Source organism: Geobacillus sp. G4 (assembly GCF_040327975.1).
GTDB lineage: Bacteria > Bacillota > Bacilli > Bacillales > Anoxybacillaceae > Geobacillus > Geobacillus thermoleovorans.
This window is the reverse complement of sequence record NZ_JBEPJY010000001.1, coordinates 1-26,239: the sequence shown is the minus strand read 5'-3', so window position 1 is coordinate 26,239 and position 26,239 is coordinate 1. Positions and strand designations below refer to the sequence as shown.

The 26,239-nt window shown below is 52.9% G+C and carries 22 protein-coding genes and 1 riboswitch; of the genes, 18 read left to right on the top strand and 4 right to left on the bottom strand.

The genetic code is table 11. From position 1 onward, the window contains the following. The first annotated feature begins 10 nt into the window (after positions 1 to 10). The 5 genes from ABS784_RS00110 to ABS784_RS00090 all read left to right on the top strand — a co-directional run bounded on the left by ABS784_RS00110 (position 11) and on the right by ABS784_RS00090 (position 4,318). Positions 11 to 919, top strand: a complete 909-nt coding sequence (locus ABS784_RS00110) for an ABC transporter permease (protein ID WP_352511321.1) — start codon at positions 11 to 13, stop codon at positions 917 to 919. A gap of 15 nt (positions 920 to 934) precedes the next feature. Further along, the gene (gene opp4A / locus ABS784_RS00105) at positions 935 to 2,713 is read left to right on the top strand and encodes an oligopeptide ABC transporter substrate-binding protein (RefSeq protein WP_352511048.1); all 1,779 of its coding nucleotides are present in this window, start codon (positions 935 to 937) and stop codon (positions 2,711 to 2,713) included. 59 nt (positions 2,714 to 2,772) lie between these two features. Next, a riboswitch (SAM riboswitch) is annotated at positions 2,773 to 2,877 on the top strand. 70 nt (positions 2,878 to 2,947) lie between these two features. Next, positions 2,948 to 3,154 carry a hypothetical protein gene (locus tag ABS784_RS00100; protein ID WP_352511046.1) on the top strand — a complete coding sequence of 69 codons (207 nt, stop codon included), beginning with the start codon at positions 2,948 to 2,950 and terminating at the stop codon, positions 3,152 to 3,154. A 144-nt stretch (positions 3,155 to 3,298) separates the two neighbouring features. Beyond that, positions 3,299 to 3,682: a VOC family protein gene (locus ABS784_RS00095; RefSeq protein ID WP_352511044.1), complete on the top strand. Its 384-nt coding sequence runs from the start codon at positions 3,299 to 3,301 to the stop codon at positions 3,680 to 3,682. Between the two features lie 153 nt (positions 3,683 to 3,835). Next, positions 3,836 to 4,318 carry a PaaI family thioesterase gene (locus tag ABS784_RS00090; protein WP_074043891.1) on the top strand — a complete coding sequence of 161 codons (483 nt, stop codon included), beginning with the start codon at positions 3,836 to 3,838 and terminating at the stop codon, positions 4,316 to 4,318. A gap of 199 nt (positions 4,319 to 4,517) precedes the next feature. Here the strand turns inward: ABS784_RS00090 and ABS784_RS00085 are convergent, their stop codons facing one another. After that, positions 4,518 to 4,934 carry a PaaI family thioesterase gene (locus tag ABS784_RS00085; protein WP_352511042.1) on the bottom strand — a complete coding sequence of 139 codons (417 nt, stop codon included), beginning with the start codon at positions 4,932 to 4,934 and terminating at the stop codon, positions 4,518 to 4,520. Between the two features lie 141 nt (positions 4,935 to 5,075). Here ABS784_RS00085 and hutG point away from each other — a divergent pair, with 141 nt between their 5' ends. The 5 genes from hutG to ABS784_RS00060 all read left to right on the top strand — a co-directional run bounded on the left by hutG (position 5,076) and on the right by ABS784_RS00060 (position 12,072). Then, the gene (gene hutG / locus ABS784_RS00080) at positions 5,076 to 6,044 is read left to right on the top strand and encodes a formimidoylglutamase (RefSeq protein ID WP_352511040.1); all 969 of its coding nucleotides are present in this window, start codon (positions 5,076 to 5,078) and stop codon (positions 6,042 to 6,044) included. 4 nt (positions 6,045 to 6,048) lie between these two features. Next, on the top strand, positions 6,049 to 7,530 hold the full coding sequence (locus ABS784_RS00075; RefSeq protein ID WP_014195534.1) for a helix-turn-helix domain-containing protein: 1,482 nt from the start codon (positions 6,049 to 6,051) through the stop codon (positions 7,528 to 7,530). Positions 7,531 to 7,698: 168 nt separating this feature from the next. Continuing rightward, positions 7,699 to 9,354, top strand: a complete 1,656-nt coding sequence (hutU, locus tag ABS784_RS00070) for a urocanate hydratase (RefSeq protein ID WP_352511037.1) — start codon at positions 7,699 to 7,701, stop codon at positions 9,352 to 9,354. Between the two features lie 15 nt (positions 9,355 to 9,369). Continuing rightward, the gene (gene hutI, locus ABS784_RS00065; RefSeq protein WP_352511035.1) at positions 9,370 to 10,644 is read left to right on the top strand and encodes an imidazolonepropionase; all 1,275 of its coding nucleotides are present in this window, start codon (positions 9,370 to 9,372) and stop codon (positions 10,642 to 10,644) included. A gap of 99 nt (positions 10,645 to 10,743) precedes the next feature. Beyond that, a complete protein-coding gene (locus tag ABS784_RS00060) occupies positions 10,744 to 12,072 on the top strand; it encodes a YjiH family protein (RefSeq protein ID WP_352511033.1) in 1,329 nt (442 codons plus the stop codon). A 130-nt stretch (positions 12,073 to 12,202) separates the two neighbouring features. On the opposite strand, the gene mscL is transcribed toward ABS784_RS00060, so the two are convergent. Beyond that, complete coding sequence (mscL, locus tag ABS784_RS00055) at positions 12,203 to 12,598, bottom strand: large conductance mechanosensitive channel protein MscL (RefSeq protein WP_015374498.1); 396 nt, start codon at positions 12,596 to 12,598, stop codon at positions 12,203 to 12,205. Between the two features lie 149 nt (positions 12,599 to 12,747). Between mscL and ABS784_RS00050 the strand changes: the two genes are divergently transcribed. The 3 genes from ABS784_RS00050 (at position 12,748) to ABS784_RS00040 (ending at position 15,995) form a co-directional block, all read left to right on the top strand. Beyond that, positions 12,748 to 13,971 carry a YeeE/YedE family protein gene (locus tag ABS784_RS00050; RefSeq protein ID WP_352511030.1) on the top strand — a complete coding sequence of 408 codons (1,224 nt, stop codon included), beginning with the start codon at positions 12,748 to 12,750 and terminating at the stop codon, positions 13,969 to 13,971. 175 nt (positions 13,972 to 14,146) lie between these two features. After that, positions 14,147 to 15,088, top strand: a complete 942-nt coding sequence (locus ABS784_RS00045) for a carbohydrate kinase family protein (protein ID WP_352511028.1) — start codon at positions 14,147 to 14,149, stop codon at positions 15,086 to 15,088. Between the two features lies 1 nt (position 15,089). Then, positions 15,090 to 15,995 (top strand): pseudouridine-5'-phosphate glycosidase, encoded by a 906-nt coding sequence (locus tag ABS784_RS00040; protein WP_352511026.1) that lies wholly within the window; start codon positions 15,090 to 15,092, stop codon positions 15,993 to 15,995. A gap of 53 nt (positions 15,996 to 16,048) precedes the next feature. On the opposite strand, the gene ABS784_RS00035 is transcribed toward ABS784_RS00040, so the two are convergent. Beyond that, the gene (locus ABS784_RS00035) at positions 16,049 to 16,402 is read right to left on the bottom strand and encodes a coiled-coil domain-containing protein (protein ID WP_047818198.1); all 354 of its coding nucleotides are present in this window, start codon (positions 16,400 to 16,402) and stop codon (positions 16,049 to 16,051) included. Positions 16,403 to 16,676: 274 nt separating this feature from the next. On the opposite strand from ABS784_RS00035, the gene ABS784_RS00030 reads away from it, so the two are divergent. After that, a complete protein-coding gene (locus ABS784_RS00030) occupies positions 16,677 to 17,843 on the top strand; it encodes an SEC-C metal-binding domain-containing protein (protein WP_352511319.1) in 1,167 nt (388 codons plus the stop codon). Positions 17,844 to 17,905: 62 nt separating this feature from the next. On the opposite strand, the gene ABS784_RS00025 is transcribed toward ABS784_RS00030, so the two are convergent. Beyond that, the gene (locus ABS784_RS00025) at positions 17,906 to 18,673 is read right to left on the bottom strand and encodes a DODA-type extradiol aromatic ring-opening family dioxygenase (protein WP_352511023.1); all 768 of its coding nucleotides are present in this window, start codon (positions 18,671 to 18,673) and stop codon (positions 17,906 to 17,908) included. A gap of 420 nt (positions 18,674 to 19,093) precedes the next feature. On the opposite strand from ABS784_RS00025, the gene ABS784_RS00020 reads away from it, so the two are divergent. From ABS784_RS00020 to ABS784_RS00005, 4 genes are all read left to right on the top strand, one after another. After that, positions 19,094 to 20,773 carry an MrcB family domain-containing protein gene (locus tag ABS784_RS00020; protein ID WP_352511021.1) on the top strand — a complete coding sequence of 560 codons (1,680 nt, stop codon included), beginning with the start codon at positions 19,094 to 19,096 and terminating at the stop codon, positions 20,771 to 20,773. After that, entirely contained in the window at positions 20,742 to 23,243 is a 2,502-nt protein-coding gene (locus ABS784_RS00015) for a DUF2357 domain-containing protein (protein ID WP_352511019.1), read from the top strand. Before ABS784_RS00020 ends, ABS784_RS00015 begins: the two co-directional genes overlap by 32 nt. A 224-nt stretch (positions 23,244 to 23,467) precedes the next feature. Then, a complete protein-coding gene (locus ABS784_RS00010; RefSeq protein WP_352511017.1) occupies positions 23,468 to 25,015 on the top strand; it encodes a type I restriction-modification system subunit M in 1,548 nt (515 codons plus the stop codon). Further along, a complete protein-coding gene (locus ABS784_RS00005; RefSeq protein WP_352511015.1) occupies positions 25,012 to 26,181 on the top strand; it encodes a restriction endonuclease subunit S in 1,170 nt (389 codons plus the stop codon). The genes ABS784_RS00010 and ABS784_RS00005 overlap by 4 nt, the downstream gene beginning before the upstream one ends. Positions 26,182 to 26,239: the final 58 nt, after the last annotated feature.

Here is a 26,239-nt window from a genome sequence, read left to right as displayed (position 1 = left end):
GGCATTGAACATGAAAATCGAGGCCAACGGCCCTGCACCAGTCGAAATAACTGTTGAAAAAAGCCCTTCCGCCCTCTCGATTATGTGGCGGGAGCTCGTCCGTGATCGGCTCGCTCTTGTCTCTCTCGTTATATTGACCATCATTTTACTGATCGTCTATGGAGCTTCGATTTTTTTAGATCAAGAGGAAATTGTAAAAGTGGACTTTTTAGCCATCCACTCGCCGCCATCGGTGGAACATTGGCTCGGTACTGACTACGGCGGCCGCGATGTGTTCGGTCAACTGATTATCGGCGCCCGCAATTCATTTACGATTGGGCTGGCCATTACGTTGATCACTGGGGCGATCGGCCTTGTTGTCGGGTTGGTGGCCGGCTATTTCGGCGGTTGGGTTGACAATGTCATCATGCGCATCATCGATTTTATTCTTGTATTGCCATTTTTGATGCTTGTCATCGTATTTGTAGCGATTGTACCGAAATACAACGTCATGACGTTTATTTTGATTATGAGTGCATTTTTATGGACCGGCAAAGCTCGGCTCATCCGTGCGAAAACGCTCGCTGAGCGCGAGTTGGATTACGTAAGCGCTTCAAAGACGCTTGGAACGCCGGATTGGAAAATCATTTTGTTTCAAATTTTGCCGAATTTAAGCTCCATTATCATCGTCAATTTGACGTTGAATTTGGCCGGCAACATCGGCATTGAATCCGGGCTCACTTACCTTGGATTTGGCCTGCCGGAAAGCACGCCGAGTTTAGGGACGTTGGTCAGCTATGCGACCAACCCAGACGTGCTGCAAAACAAATGGTGGGTATGGCTGCCTGCATCATTGCTCATTTTAGTGATGATGCTGTGCATAAATTTCATTGGCCAAGCGCTGAAACGCGCGGCTGATGCAAGACAACGATTAGGATAAAGGGGGAAGAAAACAGTGAAGAAAAAGTGGCTGGCGGCGCTAGCCGCGCTCTTGCTCGTGCTCGCCGGATGCACGAGCAACTCGTCGACGACTGCAGAAGGAGGCAAAAGCAAACCGGCTGCTCAAAAAGAAGACATCAGCAAATTCCCGATGACCGTGAAAAACGACGGGAAAATCATCGATGGCGGTGTGTTGAAATACGGACTTGTGTCCGACACGCCGTTTGAAGGGACGCTCAGCTACGCGTTCTACACAGGTGTTCCAGACGCTGAAATTTTGCAATTTTTCGATGAATCACTCTTCCGAACAAATGGAGACTATGAAATTACGAACGATGGCGCCGCCACATATGAGCTGTCCGACGACAAAAAAACGATGACGATCCGCATCAAAGATAATGTCAACTGGCATGACGGCCAGCCGGTGACGGCGGAAGACTTGGAGTATGCGTATTTGGTCATCGGCCATAAAGATTATACCGGCGTCCGCTACGGCGACGCGCTCATCCAAGACATCGTCGGCATGGACGAATACCATAGCGGCAAAGCCGATAAAATCGCCGGCATTAAAGTGATCGACAAAAAGACGTTGACGATCACATGGAAGCATGCGAACCCGTCTGTGTTGACCGGCATTTGGGCGTACCCGCTACCGAAGCATTATTTGAAAGATGTGCCAATCAAACAATTGGCGCAATCAGATAAAATTCGGAAAAACCCGATCGGCTTTGGCCCGTTTAAAGTAAAGAAAATCGTGCCAGGCGAATCGGTGGAGTTCGTCCGCAATGATGACTACTGGGCAGGCAAGCCGAATTTGGCAGGGGTCATTCTGAAAGTCGTCAGCCCGCAAGTGGTGCTGCAAGCGTTGAAAAAAGGCGATATTGACGTTGCGGAATTCCCGACGGATCAATATTTGAATGCGAAGGGAACGAAAAACATTCAGTTTATTGGCAAAATTGACCTGGCCTACAATTACATCGGTTTTAAACTCGGCCATTGGGATGCGAAAAAGCAAGAAAATGTGATGGACAACCCGAAATTCCAAAACAAAAAGCTGCGCCAAGCGATGGCGTATGCCATCAACAACCAAGAGGTAGCTGACCGCTTGTACCATGGCTTGCGCTTCCCGGCGACAACACTCATTCCTCCGTCGTTCCCGGGTTATCATGACAAAACAATCAAAGGATACACATATAACCCGGAAAAAGCGAAACAGCTGCTCGATGAGGCTGGCTATAAAGATGTGAATGGCGATGGCCTGCGCGAAGACCCGAACGGCAAAAAGTTCACGATCAACTTCTTGTCAATGAGCGGCGGCGACATTGCCGAGCCGTTGGCAAAGTTTTATATGCAATGCTGGAAAGATGTGGGCTTGGATGTCCAATTAGTGGACGGCCGTTTGGCGGAATTTAACTCGTTCTATGACATGGTTGAAAAAGACGATCCGAAAGTCGATGTGTACGCCGCCGCATGGGGGACGGGAACAGATGTCGATCCGTACGGATTGTACGGCCGCAACGTCATGTTCAACTACTCGCGCTGGGTGAATGAGAAAAACGATGAGCTGCTTGAAAAAGGACATTCCGAGCAGGCGTTTGATAAAGAATACCGCCGGAAAATTTATAGTGAATGGCAAAAGTTGATGAATGAAGAGGTGCCGGTTATTCCAACGTTGTATCGTTCGGCTATCTACGCGGTCAACAACCGCGTTGCCAACTTCACGGTCGATCCAAGCTCGAAGCTAACGTGGAAAGACGTCGGAGTCACATCAGAACAGCCGGAGGTGTCGGAATAAATGATTGCTGTCGCGGATTATGTATGATAGCATAAAAAATAAAAAAACAAATTGCATACGTCTTATCAAGAGTGGGCGAGAGAACGGGCTTGATGACCCCACAGCAACCTGCCGCTGGCAAGGTGCTAACACCCGCAAAGCGGTTTCGCTTTGGATGATAAGAATGGCTCATGACCCCCTTCGCATCATTCCGAGGCGAAGGGGGTTTTTGATTGATGGGAGGTGAGAAAAACGGTGGCAGAACTTTATTCTCTCCGCGCCTGCATGGTGTCGCACTTGCCGGCCGCGGCGTTCGCTGTTCATGTGATGCGCTGTGTGCAGGCGGAGCTCATTCAGTTGGACCCGCAAGCGGTGGTGCATGTCGACCGCGGGGATGGATATAGCCATCTATATGGGGAGATGCAAGCAACGACATTTTCTATTTTGCTGATGAATGCCTAGGCGGATGAGCGGAAGTTAGAAGGGACGTACGCCCTTGATCGCTGCATATGGGCGGAGCTCGGGAAAAAAAGATTTTCCCTGCACGCATGACGCCGTATTTACGGGCGGTGTTTTCAAGTCCATAATGGAAAGGGAGAGCAAGCAATGGCAGTTAAAAAGTTCGAGCATGTCGGCATTCAAGTGAAAGACATCGAGGCATCGAAGGAGTTTTACCAAAACGTCGTCGGCCTTGAGCTGTTAAGCGAGATGATCCATACGAACGGAACGATGAAACTGGCGTTTTTAGGAATTGACGGCTCGATCATCGTCGAGCTGATCGAAGGATACAACCCGAATTTGCCGACGGAAGGAAAAGTGCACCATGTGGCGTTTACGGTGGAAGGCATCGAGCAAGAGAAAGAACGGCTTCAATCGCTAGGCGTCCCGCTTGTTTGGAACGACATTACGACGCTTCCGAACGGGGCGAAATATTTGTTTTTCCTCGGTCCGGACGGCGAATGGATCGAGTTTTATGAGCCGGGGCAATAATTGAACAAACGGCAGGCGGCCCGCTGTTTCGGCCGCCTATGAATTTGCCGTCTGGCTGCCTCGTTCGGCAAGGCCTGTGGCTTATTGCCATGTTCGGGCTCGCCGTCTTCCTGATGCAATGATATACTAGAAAAAGAGAGGGGGGAGGATCAAGTGGAAGAAACGATCGTTCACGCCATTCAAGACGACTATCCGGATGAATTCGCCTGGTGCTACGGATGCGGGCGATTGAACGAGCAAGGCCATCACTTCCGCACCGGTTGGCAAGGGGACAAAACGGTGACCGTCTATACACCGCGCCCGGAACATACGGCGATCCCCGGGTTTGTGTACGGCGGGCTGATCGCCTCGCTCATCGACTGCCACGGCACCGGGTCGGCGGCGCTGGCGTTGCATCGGAAAAATGGCCATGAACCAGGGAGCGGGGAAACGCCGCCGCGCTTTGTCACGGCGTCGCTTCACGTTGATTTCGTCAAGCCGACGCCGCACGGTGTGCCGCTTGTCGCCGTCGGCACCGTGACGGAGATTCATCCGAAAAAATGGCAAGTTGATACGGAAGTGTTCGCTAACGGCGAACTGTGCGCCCGCGGCCAAGTCGTGGCCGTTGTTATGCCGAAAACGTTTGTCCGTGCGTAACAAGCGACGAAAAGCGCCGGAGAGAGGTTTTTTGACAGCGCTTTCTCCGGCGCTTGGCCACTGATTGAAAACGGCTGTGCCTGCCTCGTTTCGCCATGCGCTTGCCTCTCATGATCACCTCTACCGCTGCTGTTTCTCCCCGTCGAGTTCAAGGAAGACGATGTGCAAAAACGCTCTTTCCTTCGAAGATCCATCATCTTCACGGTTTGTCCATGATCAGCACTGACGATGTGGCGCTCGCCACGTCTTTGCCGTTTTGCCGCACGATGGCGGTCACATAAGCGACGGTTTTCCCGAACTTTTCCACCCTAGCCTCGATTTCGGCTTCCCCAGCCGCTGCCGGGCGGTGAAATGTCGTCTGCAAGTTGATGGAGGCGTGCATTTGGTCATCGCGAAGCAAGGTCGTCACCGCATAAGCCATGAGAATGTCCGCCGCCGCTCCGACAAATCCGCCCATAATCACCCCGTTGCCGTTGAGAAGCGATTCGCTGATCGCCCATACGCCTTTCGCATAGCCGTCTTGGGCTTCCGTCAAGCGGACGCCAAGCGACTTGTCGCATGGCGGCGGCGCGCTTTGACCGGCGATGACATCGTGCAAGTTGGTCATTGGCTTCATCTGGAACACCCTTTCTGTTGTCAATCATGTTTTTTTATTCGCCAAACGGCGGCGATTTCCTCTTTTCACGTCCGTGAGGAGGAGAACGGCAAAGCGGCAGCGAAAGAAACAAGAAGCTGATGATGGAAAGGAGATGGTCTCATGTATCAACCGCCAGACGCCTTCCGTTGGACGGGGCGGATTGACAGCGTGAGCGATGAGCGGGCGTTTCGTCTTCATCAGCGCATTCGCTTGCTCGATTTGTCGCAGCCATTGGAGCCGGTGGAACGAGCGGCGGCATTCATTGGGTTTGCATGCGACGAAGGAGTGCGCCGCAACCAAGGACGCCAAGGGGCGAAAGAGGCTCCGGCCGCCATTAAAGCGGCGCTGGCCCGGCTGCCTTGGCATTTTCCAGAGGGGATAACCGTCTATGACGCAGGCGATGTCGTTTGCATCGACGAACGGCTTGAACAAAGCCAGATGGAGCTTGGACAAACAGTCGCCAGCCTGTTGAGGAACGGAATTACGCCTGTGGTGATCGGCGGCGGCCATGAGACGGCGTACGGCCATTACTTAGGCGTCCGCGAAGCGCTCGGGCCCAAGGCAAGCATTGGCATCATCAACATTGACGCCCATTTCGATTTGCGTCCGTACGACGATGGCCCGACATCGGGGACGATGTTTCGGCAAATATTGGATCAAGACGAGCGAGCTAGCTACTTCTGCCTTGGCATTCAACGGCTCAGCAACACAGTAGCGCTGTTTGCGGCGGCCGAGAAGTACGGCTGCCGGTACATGATGGAAGACGAGTTGACCGCAGGGCCGATTGAGGCCGCCTATGAACAAATCGAGGAATTTGCCGCTCATCACGATGCCGTGATGTTGACCATTTGCATGGACGCCATCAGCGCGGCTGCCGCGCCGGGGGTGAGCGCGCCGTCGCCGTTTGGGCTCGCCCCGTCTCTGGCGCGCGCGCTCATCCGCCGAATCGTTTCCCATCCGAAAACGATCAGCGTCGACCTTTGCGAAGTCAATCCACTCTTGGATGAAGGCGGAAAAACGGTGGCGTTGGCGGCCGCCTTTTGCATGGAGGCGCTCCTTCATTTTCAACGCTTGCAGCCAAGGCGGTGAGAACGTGAAATTGGTCATTGCCGAACGGGACGACAAGGAACGAGAAGCGATCCGCTGGCTCGTTTCCGCGTATTCCTTGCCGATTGAGCAAGTATATACGGCGGCTACGGTCGAGGAGATGATGGCGTTTCTTGAGCGGGAGGCGCCGGAGCTATTGTACGTCGAACTGGATATGATTCCGTATGAACGATGGTCGAAGGCGACATCCCACGTCCGCTTGTTTTGCCAACGCGTGATTGCCGCAACGGCCGAGGCGACGTTTGCGCGGGCGAAACAAGCCATCGACTGGCAATGCGTCGATTTGCTTGTGAAGCCGCTTGAGCCCGCCAAGCTGAAACAAGCGTTGAGGACGGCGGTTTCGCTTTCCTCCAACAGCCGCTCGAGCCTGACAGCGGGTTTTGACGGCCATGACGACTACCGCGCATTATTTTACGATGACCCCGCCGCAGCTTCCACCCATGTATGGCTTGTGCAGGCGGAACAGCCTGCCTTGTCTCGGGAAGTGATCCGCTTTTTAACGAGCTATCCGTTTCGCGGACGGGCGCGCGTATTGCCGCTCACCCATATGGCGGTTTGCCTGCTTCCCGATTTGCCGGGCGACGGGAAAGAAGAGGCGTGGAAGCTGTTGCGCGATTGGGAAGAGGAGCATCATGAGCCGCTCGCGGTTGTCGTGATGCCGCCTGATGGTCGGAAAACGGTGCGCGGGCAATACCAAGCGGCCCGCCGGTTGCTGGAGACGACGTTTTTCATTGGCTATCGCCAAGTGATCGCTCCCGCTTCGGAATACGAACAGTGGCGTGAGCTCGATCCCTTTTTGACGCCGGAGGAGCAGCGGCAATGGATCGAGATGCTCGAGCGGTTCGACCATGAAGGGGTGAAGCGATGGCTGCGGCGCGAATTCTCCCATTGGAAGCCGCCGTTTCCGAGCCCGGAGATGGTGCGGACGCGGCTGACGAGCATCTTGGCGCAAATCCGCCGGTTTATGAAAACATACGGCCTTGACCGCGGCGGAACCGAGCGGGAGTATATGCGCATTTTTCAAGACATTTTGTACAATCCCGTCTTGTATCGCATCGTTCAAGAATTGATTTTATTTTTATATCGATTGTTCCATGAGGCCAAGCAGGCCGAGGAAGACGCGCGCGTCGACGCCGTGGAGCGCGGCCTCCGCTATATGGAGGCGCATTTTCGCGATCCGTCGCTCACGCTTGAGCGGGTCGCGGCCGCCGCCGGGCGCAGCCCCGCGTATTTCAGCCATTTGTTGTCGAAAAAGCGCGGCGTGACGTTTCGCCAGTGGCTGACCAACCGGCGGCTTGAGGAAGCGAAACGGCTGCTTCGGCAGACGGATTTGTCGATTAAAGAAATCGCCGAACAAACCGGGTTTCGCACCGCCCATTATTTGATGCGCGTCTTTAAAGCCGAACTGAACCAGACGCCGACCGCCTACCGCGATGAACAACGGCTGAAACCGTCATCACCGCGGTAGGCGGTTTTTTCAAAAGAAATGAACATATATCAAAAGAAATGGATAGATGAAGCGAAAAGAAAAAAGAAATTTCAAAAAAAATGGATCATCTTGAAAAGACGAGAATCTATCTCCATCCTCTTGGCTTCCTTACAATAAAAAGCAAAGAGGAAAAAGGAGAGGATGACGATGGCAGAAAAACGGACCGTACGCCCGTTTGCGGGAACAGAGCGGCGGGCGAAAGGATGGATTCAAGAAGCGGCGTTGCGTATGTTAAACAACAATTTGCATCCCGATGTCGCCGAGCGGCCGGATGAGTTGATCGTCTACGGCGGCATCGGCAAGGCGGCGCGCAACTGGGAATGTTACGAGGCGATTGTGGACACCCTTCTTCGTTTAGAAAACGATGAAACGTTGCTCATTCAATCCGGCAAGCCGGTGGCGGTGTTTCGCACGCATCCGGACGCCCCTCGCGTGCTGATCGCCAACTCCAACCTCGTGCCCGCATGGGCGACGTGGGACCATTTCCACGAACTTGACAAAAAAGGGTTGATCATGTACGGACAAATGACGGCCGGGAGCTGGATTTACATCGGCAGCCAAGGGATCGTCCAAGGGACGTATGAAACGTTTGCCGAAGTGGCGCGCCAGCACTTTGGCGGCACGCTGGCTGGGACGATCACGCTAACCGCCGGCCTTGGCGGCATGGGCGGGGCGCAGCCGCTCGCCGTGACGATGAACGGCGGCGTCTGCCTCGCCATCGAAGTCGATCCGGCCCGCATCCAGCGCCGCATTGACACGAATTACTTGGATACGATGACCGACAGCCTAGACGCGGCGCTCGAGATGGCGAAACAAGCGAAGGAAGAGAAAAAAGCGCTGTCGATCGGCCTTGTCGGCAATGCGGCTGAAGTGTTGCCGCGTCTCGTCGAAATGGGCTTTGTTCCGGACGTCTTGACCGATCAAACGTCCGCCCACGATCCGTTAAACGGCTACATCCCGGCTGGCCTTACGCTTGATGAGGCCGCCGAACTCAGGGCGCGCGATCCGAAGCAGTACATCGCCCGTGCAAAACAGTCGATCGCCGCGCATGTTCGAGCGATGCTGGCGATGCAAAAGCAAGGGGCGGTGACGTTTGATTACGGCAACAACATCCGCCAAGTGGCAAAAGACGAAGGGGTGGACGACGCCTTTTCCTTCCCGGGTTTTGTGCCGGCCTACATCCGTCCGCTCTTTTGCGAAGGAAAAGGGCCGTTCCGCTGGGTGGCATTATCCGGCGACCCGGAAGACATTTATAAAACCGATGAAGTCATTTTGCGTGAATTCAGCGACAATGAGCGTCTTTGCCATTGGATTCGCATGGCGCAAAAACGCATTCAATTCCAAGGGCTGCCGGCGCGCATTTGTTGGCTCGGCTACGGCGAGCGGGCGAAGTTCGGGAAAATCATCAACGACATGGTGGCCAAAGGCGAGCTGAAAGCGCCGATCGTCATCGGTCGCGATCATTTGGATTCGGGCTCCGTTGCTTCGCCGAACCGGGAGACGGAAGGAATGAAAGACGGAAGCGACGCCATCGCCGACTGGCCGATTTTAAACGCGCTGTTGAATGCGGTCGGCGGCGCAAGCTGGGTGTCGGTTCACCACGGCGGCGGCGTCGGCATGGGCTACTCCATTCACGCCGGCATGGTCATTGTCGCCGACGGCACGAAAGAGGCGGAAAAACGGCTGGAGCGCGTGTTGACGACCGACCCGGGGCTTGGTGTGGTCCGCCACGCCGACGCTGGGTATGAGCTCGCCATTCGGACAGCGAAAGAAAAAGGCATCGATATGCCGATGCTGAAATAGAAAGGGGAACCGCCTATGCGACCGCTCTTTGTCCGCCGCGCCCGCCAGCTCGTCACGCTGGCGGGAAGCTCCGCGGCTCCGCTCGTCAAGGAGAAGATGAGCGATCTTCACATCATCGAAAACGGCAGCGTCTGGATCGAAAACGGCACGATCGTGGCGGTTGGGGCGGACGATGAACTGACCCGCCAATTTGCCGATCGGCTCGCCGAAGCGGAAGTCATTGACGCTAAGGGCAAAACGGTGACGCCTGGGCTTGTCGATCCTCATACTCATCTCGTTTACGCCGGCAGCCGCGAACACGAATGGACGATGCGGCTCGGCGGGGCGACGTACATGGAAATCATGAACGCAGGCGGCGGCATTCATGCGACGACAAAAGCGACGCGCGAGGCGTCGGAAGAGATGTTGTATGAAGAAAGCAAGCGGCGGCTCGATCAGTTTTTGCTTCATGGGGTCACGACCGTCGAAGCAAAAAGCGGCTATGGTTTAAGCCTTGAGCACGAAATCAAGCAGCTTGAAGTCGCCAAGCGTCTCGATGACACCCACCCGGTCGATATCGTCTCCACGTTTCTTGGCGCTCATGCCGTTCCGCCGGAGTGGAAGCACGATCCGGATGAATACGTCCGCCTTGTCATCGACGAGATGATTCCCGAAGTGAGCCGGCGGGGGCTCGCCGAGTTCAACGACGTCTTTTGCGAGCGCGGCGTCTTTACCCCCGACCAGGCGCGCCTCATCCTCGAAGCAGGCAAAGAGCACGGCTTGACGCCGAAAATCCACGCCGATGAAATCGAGCCGTATGGCGGGGCGGAACTGGCAGCCGAAGTCGGCGCGATATCCGCCGACCACCTGCTTCGTGCGTCGGACGAAGGGCTTCGGCGCATGGCGGAGCGCGGCGTGATCGGCGTTCTCTTGCCGGGCACGGCATTTTTCTTAATGACAAAAGCCGCTGATGCCCGCCGTTTGATCGACGCCGGCGTTCCCGTCGCTTTGGCGACCGACTGCAACCCCGGTTCGTCGCCGACCGTCTCGCTGCCGCTTGTCATGAGCCTTGCCTGCCTGCATATGGGCATGACTCCCGCTGAAGCGATGGCCGCCGCCACGATCAATGCCGCCCACGCCATCGGCCGCGCGCATCTCGTCGGCAGCCTCGAGCCGGGGAAGAAGGCGGATTTGGTCATTTTCAATGTCCCGAATTATGTGCAGATCATGTACCATTACGGAGTCAACCATGTTGAGACGGTGATCAAAGGCGGGGAGGTGGTGGTGAAAGAAGGCAAGGTGTGCATCTGAAGGGAGGAATCGTCTTTCGCCAAAGCGTTTGGCGACCGGAAGCGGCTATGCTTCCGGCCGCGCAAGTTGGGGTAAAAAGAACAATGGGGGTGGAGGAGAATGAAAACGGATACAAATATAGCGCCATCCGTGCCGACGCCAACGCCGGCCAGCGGGGCATGGAAGTTTTTCGTCTTTAGTGCCATCGGCATTTTCGTATTTTTCGTCCCGGTGTCCATCGGCGGCACATCATCGATTTTGCTCGATCATATTGTGACATGGATCCGCACCCAGTTTTCAGCACTTGTTCCTTATTATGCTCTGATCGTGATCGCTCTCGGTGCAATTTATCCATTTTATAAAAAAACGTGGAACAAAGATGCCGTAACAGTCGTTTTTTCGCTGCTGAAAGTTGTTGGGCTGATTACGGCGGTCATGTTGGTGTTTCGCATCGGTCCGTCATGGTTGTTTCAGCCGAATATGGGACCGTTCTTATATGACAAGCTCGTCATTTCCGTCGGACTTCTTGTGCCGATTGGCTCCGTCTTTCTCGCCATGCTCGTTGGCTACGGGCTTTTAGAATTTGTCGGCGTATGGATGCAGCCGATCATGCGTCCGATTTGGAAAACGCCGGGCCGTTCGGCGATCGACGCCGTCGCCTCCTTTGTCGGCAGCTACTCGATCGGTCTATTGATCACCAATAAAGTGTTCAAAGAAGGCAAATACACCGTGAAAGAAGCAGCGATCATCGCTACCGGCTTTTCCACCGTATCGGTGACATTTATGGTCGTTGTCGCGAAAACATTGGGGCTCATGCCAATCTGGAACACGTATTTTTGGGTGACATTTCTCGTGACGTTTGCCGTTACAGCGCTTACCGCCCGGCTTTGGCCGCTGAGCCGCATGAGCGACGAGTATTACGACGGCAAAGGAGATCCCGAACAAAAAGTGACGGGAAGCTATATGAAGCAAGCTTGGTCCGAGGCGATGAAAGCGGTAGGACAGTCAAAAGGGATTGGGACAAACATATGGGAGAACTTGCGCGATGGCTTCATCATGACGATGGGCATTTTGCCTTCCATTATGTCAGTCGGACTGATCGGGCTGCTGCTCGCTGAATATACGCCGTTGTTTGACTGGTTGGGCTACCTGTTCTACCCATTCACCCTTCTGTTGCAAATCCCTGAACCGTTGTTGGCTGCGAAAGCTTCGGCCATTGAAATCGCGGAAATGTTTTTGCCCGCTTTGCTTGTCACCGAAGCTCCGCTTGTCACAAAATTCATTATTGCGGTCGTATCCGTCTCGGCGATCCTATTCTTTTCCGCTGTCATTCCATGCATTTTATCTACAGAAATTCCGCTCAGCTTGCCGAGGCTGCTGGTCATCTGGTTCGAACGCACCGTCTTGACGCTCATCCTCACCGCGCCGCTCGCATATTGGCTGCTTTGACGGGAGCGCGGCGCTTCGATGAAAACGGACATCGATGGGGTGGCTGCGATTTTCAGGTTCGCCGCCATTCCATCAACCCGATTGAGAAGTTTCAGCGCCATGAAAGCCTGTCCACCTCCGAGACAGGCTTTCACAGCGTTTCCCGCTGCTGCTTTAACAAATCGCGAATCTCTGTCAATAGCTCCTCCTCTTTCGTCAGCGTCGGCGCGGTTTCCTTCACCTCTTCCTGCTTTTTCACCCGTTCATACAGCGTGTTGATCAATTTCACAAACAGGAAAATCGAAAACGCGATGATCAAAAAGTCGACGACCGTTTGGATAAACGCCCCATATTTCACTTCCGCTTTGCCGACTTTCCACGACAGGCCGCTGAAATTGATGCCTCCCAACAATAAGCCGACGAGCGGCATGATGATGTCATTGACGAGCGAAGAAACGATTTTGCCAAATGCCCCGCCGATAATGACCCCGACGGCCAAGTCGATGACATTGCCGCGGACGGCGAATTTTTTAAACTCGTTCCACATGGTCATCTCCTTCCGAAGAAAATGTTCGTCTGCTATTATACCCGACCGGCCGCAACATTGAAACTTTTTAGTTTAAATCGTAGCAAATCAATTGGTTTTATAGTATTATAGAATACGTTCATCAACCAAAACAAAAGGGGGAACGCATCGTGGAAGTGACCGCACAACAACGAGACGTTCGCGCGAAACAAGCAGCGAACGCCCCGAAACATCCGACTGCGTGGATTATTGCGGTCTCCATCCTCATATTGATCGGTGGCACGTTGTTCTTATATAGCCGTGTTTCCTGGCAACAGGCGCTTTTGTATGTGCTGGGAGCGTTTGGTGGATTTGTATTGTACCAGGCGCATTTTGGCTTTACATCCGCCTGGCGAAAGTTTATTCTATACCGCCAAGGGGAAGGCATTCGGGCACAGATGATCATGATGGCGGCAGCCAGCGCGTTGTTTTTGCCGCTGCTCGTGAAAGGCTCAGCGCTCGGGCACCCGGTGTCAGGGTATGTATTTGGCGTGGGGGTATCAGTCATCGTCGGCGCCTTCCTGTTTGGCATCGGCATGCAGCTTGGCGACGGCTGCGCGTCCGGGACGTTGTACCATATCGGCGGAGGCGATGCGAACGGCATCGTGACGCTCATCGGGTTCATCGCTGGCTCAGTCATTGCGACGACCCACTTTGACGTGTGGGCGAAGATGCCGCAATGGAAGCCGTTCTCGTTCATTGGCGAGTTCGGCGCCTTGGGAGGGTTTTTGCTTCAGTTGGTTTTGTTGGCAGCGGTCTACTATGTGGTGACCGTGGCGGAAAAACGGCGCTATGGCCAACTCGTTGCTACATCGCTTGAGAACCGTCATGGCTGGAAAGCGATTTACAAAGGGCCATGGTCGCTTCTGGTCGGGGCGTTGCTCTTGGCTGTAACGAACGCGCTTGTGCTGATGATTAGCGGCAAGCCGTGGGGCATTACGTCCGCCTTCGCCCTTTGGGGGGCGAAGTTCGTGCAGCTGTTTGGCGTCGATCCGACTGCTTGGGCGTACTGGCAAGATGAAGCGAAACGGCAGGCGCTCGCGAATCCACTCTACTACGATACAACGACCGTGATGGACATCAGCTTGATGGTCGGCGCCTTATTGGCGGCAGCGCTTGCGGGCCGCTATACAAAACCGATTCAGTGGAAGCGTCCGACGCGCATGACGATCGGTGCGCTGATCGGCGGCCTGATGATGGGATACGGCGCCCGGCTGGCGTTCGGCTGCAATATCGGCGCGTATTTCGGCGGCATTGCGTCATTCAGCGCCCACGGCTGGGCGTGGTTTGTCTTTGCTTTCCTCGGCAGCCTGATCGGCGTCAAACTGCGTCCGTATTGTGCGTACAAAAACTAAACGTTCGAACTTCGGCATCCCGTCATGTTGGCGGGATGCTTTCGTTATGCCGGACGGAATATGATACAATGGCCGTAGTGCTTTGACATACCCCGCGTCCGCTTTTTCGAAACCGTTTTCTTTTTGATGGCAGAGGAAAGGGCGCAGCGGTGCTTATTGGAAGGAGGGAAAAGGCATGCGGCAAGCGGCCTCGATCGTCTGCATCGGCGGGGCGAACGTCGACCGGAAAGCGCGGCTGCTTGCGCCGTTTCAGCTTGGCACGTCCCATCCCGTCACCACGACGCAAACGGCGGGCGGAGTGGCGAGAAACGTGGCGGAAAACTTAGGGCGGCTTGGCCATACTGTTTCGCTCGTCAGCGCCGTTGGCGATGATCGCGATGGACGGTGGCTTATTGACGTGACGAGCCGATATGTCAATACGAGCTTCATCATGCGAACGCCAAAAGCGAACACCGGGACGTATACAGCAGTGCTCGATGAATGCGGCGAGATGGTTCTCGCCTTGGCGGATATGGCCATTTATGATACAGTGGGGGAAGAATGGCTAAAGCAGCAATGGACTCGGCTCGGTCCGATTTCTGCGGTCGTGCTTGACACGAATTTCCCGGAGGATGTCATTCGTGCGGCGCTCGCACAATGTCGCCAAGAGGACATCCCGCTTTGTGTTGTGACGGTGTCGGTTCCAAAAGTGAAGCGATTGCCTAGCGATTTGTCTGGTGTAACGTGGCTTATCACGAATGAAGCGGAGGCGAAGGCATTTGTGGAAAGCGACGGGCATACGGACGACATCATGGAAGCGATCCTTCACGCCGGCGCCAAGAACGTTGTCGTCACGCGCGGCGCAAACGGCGTCGCGTACGCCACCAAGCAAGGGGAAACAGAAGCGATTGCGGCGCCGAAGGTTGAGGTCACCGACGCCACCGGAGCGGGCGACGCCTTTGCGGCTGGATTTTTGTACGGCGTCTTAGGCGGACATACGGTGGAAGACGCCTGCCGCTTTGGGATGAGCAGCGCGGCGCTTACGCTGCAAACGGCCGAAACGGTGCATCCCGCTTTGAATGAACACCTGTTGCAAGCCGCCTATGCGCGGTATTTTTGCGAAGGGGGAACGAAGTGATATGAATGATTTTCTCGTCTTTTCCGAAGAAGTCGCTCAAGCGAAGGCCGAAAAAAAGCCGATTGTCGCTTTAGAATCAACGATCATCTCGCATGGCATGCCGTATCCGGAAAACGTGCAGACGGCGAAAGACGTCGAGCGGATCATCCGCGACCGCGGCGCCGTGCCGGCGACGATCGCGATTTTTAATGGAAAAATTAAAATTGGATTGACAGAAGGGGAACTTGAACAGCTCGGGACAAGCCACGATGTAGAAAAAGTGAGCCGCCGCGACTTGCCGTATGTCGTCGCCATGAAAAAACACGGGGCGACGACCGTGGCGGGGACGATGATTTGCGCCCAGATGGCGGGCATCCGCGTGTTTGCGACCGGCGGCATCGGCGGCGTGCACCGCGGCGCCGAACAGACGATGGACATCTCGGCTGACTTGCAGGAACTGGCGCGCACCAACGTCGCGGTCGTCTGCGCCGGGGCGAAATCAATTTTGGATTTAGGCTTGACGCTTGAATACCTCGAGACGCACGGCGTTCCGGTCATCGGCTATCAGACGGACGTCCTGCCGGCGTTCTATTCGCGGACGAGCCCGTTTCGCGTCGACTATCGCCTCGACAGCGTGGAAGAAATCGCTCAGTTCATCGAAACGAAATGGAAGCTTGGGTTGAACGGCGGTGTTGTGATCGCCAATCCCGTCCCAAAAGAAGAGGAGCTCGAGGAGTCGTATATCACCGCCATCATCGAACAAGCGCTCAAGGAAGCAGAAGAAAAGCACATCACCGGCAAAGCGGTCACCCCGTTTTTGCTTGACCGTGTGAAAACGTTAACCGAAGGGAAAAGCTTAAAAGCAAACATCGCCTTAGTGAAAAACAACGCCGCCTTGGCGGCCGATCTGGCCCGTGAGCTTTCTTGATGCGAACGCTCCCGCCTTGATGGGAGGGCGGGGGCGTGATGGCGGTGGAGGATTTATCGAGCGTGAAGCAAATGGCGGATTTTTCGATCGTGCTGGGCGATTTTGACGGAGTGGAAGTCGACTGTTTCTTGTGTTTCAACTGGTTCGACGCGGATGTGGCCGAGTTTCGCTTCGAGCCGTTCGAACCGTTCGTTCACGGTGCGCTCCAACTGGGCGATCTGCCGCTCAAACCGTCCGTCCATCTCCTCAATGCGCTTGTCCATTTCATCCGTTTTTTCATTCAACGCTTGGACTTGGCGTTGGAGCGAGTCGAATTTCTCATGGAGCGCTTCGAACTGCTTGCGCATATCGGACGCGTACAAATCCAGCACTTGCAAAATTTGCGCCAATATCGTTTTTTCTTCCACCCTCTTCACCTCCTTCCACTCTAGTATATCAAACAAGCGAGTTTGCGAGAAGGAAAAACGGTTTCAAATCAAGCGGATTTTGTCTATGATAGAGGAGGAGATGCTGTGATGTTTGAAATGACCAAGAGCTCCTTTGGCTGCCCATTTCCATCGCATCGGCCGCTGCTTGTGTTCCATGTATGAAGGAAGAACCCGCAAGCCCGTCGCGAGGAGGTTGAATGTCGATATTCTGTCAGCGACGGGGGTGAAATTTCAGAAAAAAGAAGGTGTGATCATGTCCTTTATTCAAACAATCGAGCCGCATTTGTTTAGCGACCATCCTGTCCTCCGCCAGTTTGCGTTTGACGCAATCGAAGAGTATCCGGATATTCCAGCCGCGCTTGTGGAGCGTTTGGTGGATGAGGCTGTAACGGCGGACAACGAAGAAACACGGAGGATGATTTTGCACGGCATCTCCAAACAGCCGTTGACCGACCGAGCGCTTGAGCAGTTGTTGAGCATGAAAGATGCAGCGAAGTACATCCGTTGGTTTTTCCCGTTTCCAGCCGCCCAGCTCGAAAAATACGGAGAACAGCTGCTCCCTCACTTCCCGCGGTCTTGGCAGCGAGCTGTCCGCCTTGCTTTAGAAGGAACGGAAGATGACGTATGGGAACACTATTTTTCAGTGCTTTCGCATTTGCACGAGGAAGAGTTTCACAATCACGATTGGTTTTTAGTAGCCAAGCAAGCCGTGCGCATTCTCGTTGAACGCGGATGGATGACGAAGGAAGATATCGGTCTGACATGGATGAAAAACGAGCAACAGCCTTGGTTTTCGTATGACGGCATTTTGGCGGTGTATGCGGTCTCGCTCGTCGGCGCCGCTGAATATATTCCCCGCCTCGCCCGACTGTTGGAACAACAAGACGGTGATGTGCTTGTTGATCAAGCCGTTTCCACCTTATCGATGTTCCAACGTGAAGAAACGATCGAAGCGGTGCGCCCATATGCGTTTCAGGAAGACACGGCGCTGTCCGCTATTCATGTGCTCGCCAACATCAAATCTAAACAGGCCGTGCGTGTATTGCGAGAAGTCTTTTCCAAGCAGCGCGATGATGACCTCCAAGCATTTTGCTTTGAGGCGCTTTGCCATCAGCTGGATAAAGAGGCGCTCCCAGAAGTAGAGCAGTATGTAAAAAGAGCGGAAAAACGAGGGCGTTCTTGGATGATTGATGTCGAACAGAACGCGTACGCCTATTATACGATTCTAGAGATCGATCACCCGAAGCTGGAAACGTGGAGAGCCATTGCCGAGCAGCGGTATCGCCATTTTCAAGCCGTGCTGCAAACACCTCCGCGGCCGACCAACATCCCATACCGCCGAAAAGAGCAAAAAATCGGCCGCAACGACCCATGTCCGTGCGGCAGCGGGAAAAAGTATAAAAAGTGCTGTGGCAAATGAGAACGCTGCTTTGTCTCAAAGAAATGGCCCGTCCCCACGCGGTGGCGTCGGAGGCGGGCCTTTTAAAAAGACACAGCCATGAGGCTTAAGCTTCCATATTGATATTCTCGGAACAACACGCGCGGCGCTTGGTCGCGATCGCCTGCGCCGTAAGCGATCCAATACGGCGCGAGGTGTTCGGGGGTCGGTACGGCCTGCTTGGCGTAAGGTGCTTTTTCTTCATAATGGAATACATCCTCACTGCGGGCGGCTGACTCGCGCAACAGCCAGTCATCAAAAGCGGCCGCCCAGCTTTCTGCCTCCGCATGCCCTTCCCAACGGAGCGCCATCAAATTGTGCACCGTCCCGCCGCTGCCGATGATCATCACGCCCTCATCCCGCAACGGGCGCAGCGCTTCCCCGAGCTGAAACAATTGCTTCGGCGTCGACCACGGCACGACCGACGCTTGCACAACGGGAATATCCGCTTTTGGAAATAAGCGGCAAAGCAGCACCCATGAGCCGTGATCCAGCCCGCGCGTTTGATCGATGGCTACGTCCGTCACACTAGAGAGGTGCTCCCGCACGCGCTCCGCCCACTCGACCGACCCGCGCGCCGGATACACCACTTCATACAACTCGCGCGGAAATCCGGAAAAATCATAAATCATGTCATACGTCCCCTCAACCGCCGAAACCGTCGGTTGGCGCGTCATCCAATGGGCGGTAAAGAGGACGACCGCCTGCGGGCGAATTCCTTCCCCGAGTTTGCCCAAAAACGCCGTGTACGCATTGTCTTCGATTGCCAACATCGGCGAACCGTGAGCGAGAAATAGGGCGGGGGATCTCATCGTTCCATTCCTCCCTTGAACTATATTGACAAATCCGCTTGCGGCCTAATGCCGCCTCCAAACGATTCGCCGAAAAACGGCGCCGGAATTTCTCATCCCTAGTGTAGCATAAACATCTTTCGCTCTTCTATGCACACGCTTTCTTGAACCGTGCTGAATCCTCTCGGGGGCGTTTCTGTCTCCCTTGCGGTGAGGAGCTTTTCTTTGTCTCCCGCCATATTCATCGCCGCCCAAACCGATCGGGCGTTTGGGGAGAATGAAAGAGAGATATCACCAAGACGAATGTGCTCCTTCAACGCGCTTCTCCTCCGTGAATGCTCGAAAAAGCGGCTCTCTTACTAGTTAAGAGAGCTGATTTTTTAGTAGAATAGAAGAAAAATAGAAACAAAGAAAACATTTCGGCACGAAGGAGCTATTCTTATGTCATTGCACGATCTGTTCCGTGAAGTAATGGCCATCTACGAGCAAGACAAGCAGGAAAAACTGTCAAAAGAGCGACGGTCGTTTCAGCTGGTGACACGAGCGATTCCAGAGGCGTTGAAAACATTGCCTTTCTTACCGCCTGACCGGTATGTGGTGAAAGGTTCTGTCGGTCAAGGGGTGTGGACCGACGTGCCGTGGGTGGCGGTGATGGATCAAGAGGTGACGGATTCGACGCAACGCGGGTATTATATCGTCTACTTATTCAGTGAAGATATGCGCCGCCTCTATTTGACGCTCGCCCAAGGAGTGACGGAGACGCCGAGAGACGAAATGGAGCGGGTGAAGCGGGACATCCGCCAACTCATTCCCGCTGAAGAACGCGTGCGGACGAATGATGACATCCGTCTTGGCGAAAGCAAACGGGCGAAAGACTACGAACGGTCGGTGGCGGCGTATATCGCCTATTCGTTTGACGATTTGCCGTCCGATGAACAACTTGCGCGCGACCTCGAAACGATGATCGATTATTACCGACAGTATGTAGAGCGAACAGAACCGATGGCACCGCCCGAGCAGGCCCTTTCCTATCGGGAGGCGGTTGAGCATATTCATTCATACATATCCGCCAAAGGTTTTTATTACACAAAAGAGGAAGTGGCCAACCTCTTTCTTTCATTAAAAACGAAACCGTTCGTCATCTTATCCGGCATTTCTGGAACGGGGAAAACGAAAATCGTTCAATGGCTCGCCGAGAGCGTCGGCGCCACGGAAGACAACGGGCGGTTCACCTTGATCCCCGTCCGCCCGGACTGGAACGACGGTTCGGACTTGCTTGGCTATGTCGACATTAAAGGCGAGTTCAAGCCCGGGCCGCTTACGAACGTCATCATCGAAGCCGAGAACCATCCGGACAAACCGTATTTCGTCGTGTTGGATGAGATGAACCTCGCCCGCGTCGAGCATTACTTCAGCGATGTGCTGAGCGTCATGGAAAGCCGCCGCTGGGAAAATGGGCGCATTGTATCGTCGCGGCTGCTGCCGCGAGAAACGGCGGGGCGCGACCTTTTTCTCCCACCGAACGTCTACATCGTTGGCACGGTCAACATGGACGAGACGACCCACCCCTTCAGCAAAAAAGTGCTCGACCGCGCCAACACGATCGAGTTCAACCGCGTCCGTCTCGACCATCTCGACTTTTTGCGCGATGTGCCGACCGCCGCGCCCCAACCGATTGGGCAGGAGCTGTTCGCGGCGCGGTACTTGCATTTGAAAGATGTATATGCCGACGATCCAAAGCTGGTAGAAGACGCAACGAAACAGCTCGTGGACATTAACCGCATTCTTGAGCCGCTCGGGGCGCACATCGGCTACCGCGTCCGCGACGAAATTTGCTTCTACCTGGCCTACAATGAAGAAGGAAAGCTGATGGAATTTGCCAAGGCGTTCGACTATTGCTTGATGCAAAAAATTTTGCCGCGTCTTTCAGGAAGCGACGCGCGGCTGGAAACAGCGCTCAAGCAGCTGTTTGTCCTTTGCGCCGGCTTTGAACCGGACGGCGAATACGGCGGCATGCTTGATGTTTCGTATGCCAACTATCCAAAAAGTGCGGAGAAAATTTGGCAGATGCTGCGGAGGTTGGAAGACGATGGCTTCACTTCGTTCTGGCTCGGGGCGTGACGACCGCGAGCTTGTTCATATCGAAACGAAACAGCTCACGCTGGTGATCAAAGGAAAGCCGTACCACGAACAATACGAAGGGCTTCAGCAGTACCGCCGCCTTAATTTCCATGAGACGATGGAGTTTTTCGTCAGCGGCGAAGACATCTTGGACGTCAAACTGTTTGACGTTGACGCCGGTGCATTGGTCGACTGGTCGGGCGGCCACCGCCCGATTTTCTTTGAAAACGGCATCTATCAGCTGCTTGTCGTTCCGAAAACCGACCGGGTGCTCTCCTTTTACCATGAGTCGCCAGCGCTGAGAAACGCCATCAGCCGTGTTGACATCGGCGGACAGGCGGTGTTGATGGGCAACCTCTATTTCCCGAATGAAGTCGGGCTGTCCACGTTCGAAATCCGCGACGGCAGCCATTCCATTTTGGATGTGACGATCGAAATTTTTCCGACGAAGCTGACATATAAACAAGACTACCAAATCCTTCTTGACGAAGTAAGCGAAGAAATCTACAACTTGGCGTTTCACTTTATCAAGCGCACGTACCAGCGGGCGAAGGCGAAGCGCAGCGGCGCGCCGTCCCGAAGCGAATTTTTCCGGCTTATGGAGGCGCATATCGGCGATTTTTTGCAGGCCATTCGCCATATCGAGCGGCAGCCGCACCATCAACTGTCGACCGTCCATGTGAGGGTGCGCGGCGACCAGCTCGGCCGTTTGGATGCGGCAGGACGGAATGATTTGCGCAAGCGGCCGCATGTGTTCCGCGATGTCAAACGCGGCATCGACATTGGAAGTCGAACCGTCATGCCGCAATCGGGGCTCAAAGCGAAACAAGAACTGACGTACGACACGCTCGAAAACCGGTTCGTCAAATGGATGATGACGCGCCTTGTCGAGAAGCTGCGCGATTTGTTCGAACACGTGCAAGGGAAACAAAAGCGGTACGAAACAGAACCGGATCCGGATTTGCTGGAGCGCATCCAATCGATGATCCGCGCGCTCGAAACCCGTCTCCGCCACTCCTTTTGGCGGCCGATCGGGCGGCTTGACCGCTCTGTTGCGAGCCTCGTCCTGCAAATGGCGCCTGGATACCGCGACGCTTATCAGCTGTTTCTACTCATCACCCGCGGCCTCGCCTTGCAAGGGAAGCTGTACCGAATGTCCGTAAAAGACGTCGCCACGTTGTACGAGTATTGGACGTTTCTGAAGCTCGGACAGCTCCTTGGGAAAAAATACAAACTCATCAGCCAAAATGTCATCCAAGTGAACCGCTTGGGGCTGTTCGTCAATCTCGAAAAAAACCGCTCCGCCAAGCGGGTGTACGAACACCCATACACCGGCGAGCGAATCACACTGACGTATCAGCCGTACGAAGGAAGGCTGCCGACCGTCCCGCAAATGCCCGACACGGTTCTGGCGATTGAAAAGAAAGGAAAAGACTATACGTTCAACTATATTTTCGACGCCAAGTACCGCCTTGATTTCGCCGTTTCCGGCAGCGCGTATGAAAAACGGTACGGAATGCCGGGCCCGATGGAAGACGACATCAACACGATGCACCGCTACCGCGATTCCCTTGTCGCCCGCCGCGGCGGCCCGTACGAGCGCACCGCCTTTGGCGCCTACGTGCTCTTCCCGTGGCATGACGAGGACAGCTACCAAGCGCACCCGCTGTACAAAAGCATCAACGACGTCAACATCGGCGGCCTGCCGTTTTTGCCGAACGCCACCCGCCTGGTCGAGCAGTTCATCGAGCGGCTGATTGAAAAAAATCCCGAAGAACTGCAAAACGAAGGCATCCTGCCGCAAGGGATCATCGAAGAATGGCGGTCGGCGTTCGATGAGCATGTGCTCGTCGGCATGGTGCCAAGCGCGCGGCATTACGAAGCCTACCGGAAACACCGCTTCTACCATATCCCGGTCAAGCAGCTGAAAAAAGGCTGGCAAGACGCGCGCTACATCGCCCTTTACCCGAAGCGGGGAGCCGCCCCGCAAAACGGGGTCACGTGCTTCGGCAAAATCGCCGCTGTGAACATCGTCAAACGATCGGCCATCACCGAGCTGCCGAAACGAAGCGATGACGAATACGTTCGCTTCGAAGTCGAAAGCTGGAACTTTCTCCAAAACGTCATCCGTCCCGTCGGCTACGGCATCGCCGTTTATGCGATGACGACGCTCAACACGCTCAAACAAGCGAAAGAACTGCCCGAGCTGTTCATGAAATCGAAGGACGAAATCGCCCTTTGGCGCATCCTGCGGCGGCTGTCCGACCGCATCCGCTTCGACCTTGACGCCCGCTACTTGGATCAGGCGTCCAAGATCACCGCGTACCGCATCAAAAACGTGTCCATCCGCCTAGGAGACGGCCTGCTCATGATCACGAACGGCACGAAGCACAAAACGATCCCCGCCGAACTGCTCCGCAAGCAGCCATCGGCCGTGTTTCGCGAAGTGGTGGGGATGATGGGGGAGTGAATGATGGATGACCATGCAGGTATGACCGAAAAACAAGGTCGCACCTCCATGAACAAGTGGTGTGCATGATGATCAATTTTTGTTTCGACAAATTTCGATATTGTTTTCCGGAATGTTTTAGTAAAATAGATCTGAGCCCATGGTCAAACATGCTTGGATTGTTTCAACTGCGTTGAAAAGAACGGTTCTTTCTATATTTTGAAACTAACAGGGGTGAACAGAATATGACTGTAAAAGCAGACATTGATTTTCAGAAGGATTTGTTTGAGGCAGCCAATAAAATGCGCGGGAGTGTGGCTCCTGCTGATTATAAACACTATGTTCTTCCATTAATCTTTTTGCGCTACCTTTCTAACAAGTATGAAAAGCGCCGAAAAGAATTAGAGCAAATTGTAAAAGATCCAAGCAGCGATTGGTATACGGAAGATGATGAAATGCGGCAAATCATCATTACCGACCCGGACCAATATAAGGCGGAAAACGTCTTTGTAGTGCCTGAAGAAGCAAGTTGGTCTTATATTATGAAAAACGCCAAGCAGCCGAATATTAAAGAGATTCTTGATAACGCGATGAAGCGTCTTGAAGAGGAAAACCCAGAACTGGAAGGCATGCTGCCGCGAATTTACCAAGGTTCGAACTTGCCGCCTGAAAATGTGGCAGGATTAATCGAAATTTTTTCTCGCGATGTATTTAGCGCCAATACGGATGACAGTGTAGATATATTGGGTCGTACATATGAGTATTTTATTAGTTCTTTTGCCGCTTCCGAAGGTAACAGAGGCGGAGAATTCTTTACACCATCCAGTATTGTTAAACTGCTTGTTGCCATGCTGGAGCCGAAAAGCGGGATTGTTTTTGATCCGGCGTGCGGCAGCGGCGGGATGTTTATACAAAGTGAAGAATATGCGCCAAACAAACACGCTCTTTCGTTTTACGGGCAAGAAAATGTAGTAACGACCGTACGTCTTGGAAAAATGAACGTTTTATTGCATGGCATCAATGCGGAAATTCGTTTAGGAGACTCGCTGTTAAACGATCAGTTCCCTGATTTAAAGGCCGATTACGTGATTGCCAATCCGCCGTTTAACCAAAGAGACTGGGGAGCAGACCGTTTATCGAAAAAAGACCCGCGCTTAATCGGACCTGTTACAAACAGCAATGCAAACTATATGTGGATGCAGCACTTTCTGTACCATTTAAACGATGCGGGTACCGCAGGATTTGTCATGGCAAACGGAGCGATGACAACGAATGTCAAAGAGGAGAAAGAAGTTCGTCAAAAATTAGTAGATGAGGGGTATATTGACTGCATTGTTCAATTGCCTGAAAAATTGTTCTTTACCACAGGCATTCCATGCTGCTTATTCTTTTTAAGCAAAAACCGTGACGGCAAAAACGGCTACCGGGCAAGAAAAAATGAAATTTTGTTTATCGATGCCCGCAAAATGGGGACGCTCGTCAGCCGTAAGCAAAAAGCGTTGTCTCAAGAGGAAATTGATAAAATCGCAGCCGTTTATCGTGCCTACAAATACGAAGGGGCAGAAGGATACGAAGATATTGTCGGGTTCTGTAAAGTTGCAACAATTGAAGAAGTACGAGCCAATGACTACAAATTAACACCGGGGATTTATGTTGGGACGGAAGTATCTAATGAAGACGATGTACCGTTTGAAGAAAAAATGGCTGAATTAACTCAGCGTCTTTTAGAACAGTTTGAAGAATCCAATCGCCTTCAAGAGAAGATTAAGAAGAATTTGGAGGGATTGTTATGAGTGAGTGGATAAATTGTACTCTTGGTGATATAGCAGAAGTAATAGGTGGAGGAACTCCATCGAAATCAAAACCTGAGTATTATGAAGGTGGAACAATTCCTTGGATAACACCAAAGGATTTATCAGGATATCCTTACCGATATATCGAACGAGGGGAAAACAATATTACTGAGTTAGGTTTGGCAAAAAGTTCAGCAAGGATGTTACCTAAAGGGGCCGTATTATTTTCTTCTAGGGCTCCTATTGGATATGTTGCTATTGCTAAAAATCCGTTGTGCACTAATCAAGGATTTAAAAGTTTTATATGTGATGAGAAAAAAGTTAACAACTTATTTCTATACTATTTTTTAAAGAGCAATTTACCAATGATTGAAAATATGGCTAACGGAAGTACTTTTAAAGAGATTTCAGGTTCTGTGGCCAAAACCATCCCGATTTCTCTTCCTCCACTAAATATTCAAGAAAAAATTGTGTCTATTATAGGTTCATTGGACGATAAAATTGAACTTAATTTAAAAATGAACGAAACCCTCGAAGAAATGGCTATGACGCTTTACAAGCATTGGTTTATTGATTTTGGACCGTTTCAAGATGGGGAGTTTGTGGAGTCGGAATTAGGGATGATTCCAAAGGGATGGGAAATTAAAAAATTATCTGATATCGTGGAAATTAGAACAATTTCAATAAATCCAAGTAAAACACCGGGTGAGTTTTATTACCATTATAGTATCCCAGCTTATGATGAAGGAAAACTCCCTTCATTGAATTCCGCTGAGTCGATCAAAAGTAATAAATATCTTATTGAAACTGATACAGTTTTAGTATCTAAACTCAACCCTGCGACTCCAAGAATATGGACTGTTTATTTTAAAAAAGAGTCAAAGAACAAACAAATCACTTCAACAGAATTTATACATTATGTTCCAAAGCAGAATATTAATTTTGCTTGGCTAAATTGCTATTTAAGATCAGATGATTTCCAAAATGAATTTAAATCAAATGCAACTGGAACAACACATAGTAGACAAAGAGTTTCTCCAAAAGTAACAAAGAATTTTTTAGTTGTAATTCCTCCTTTCGATGTTATGGCTAGTTTTAATAATAAAGTATCGAGTTACTTTAAATTGATAGATCAAAATTTAAAGTCAACCCGTGGTGCTAGTTGAGCGTCAGCGCTCAACCAGCCCTAGTGTGACCAAGGAATAAGCCAACAAGATGCCATCG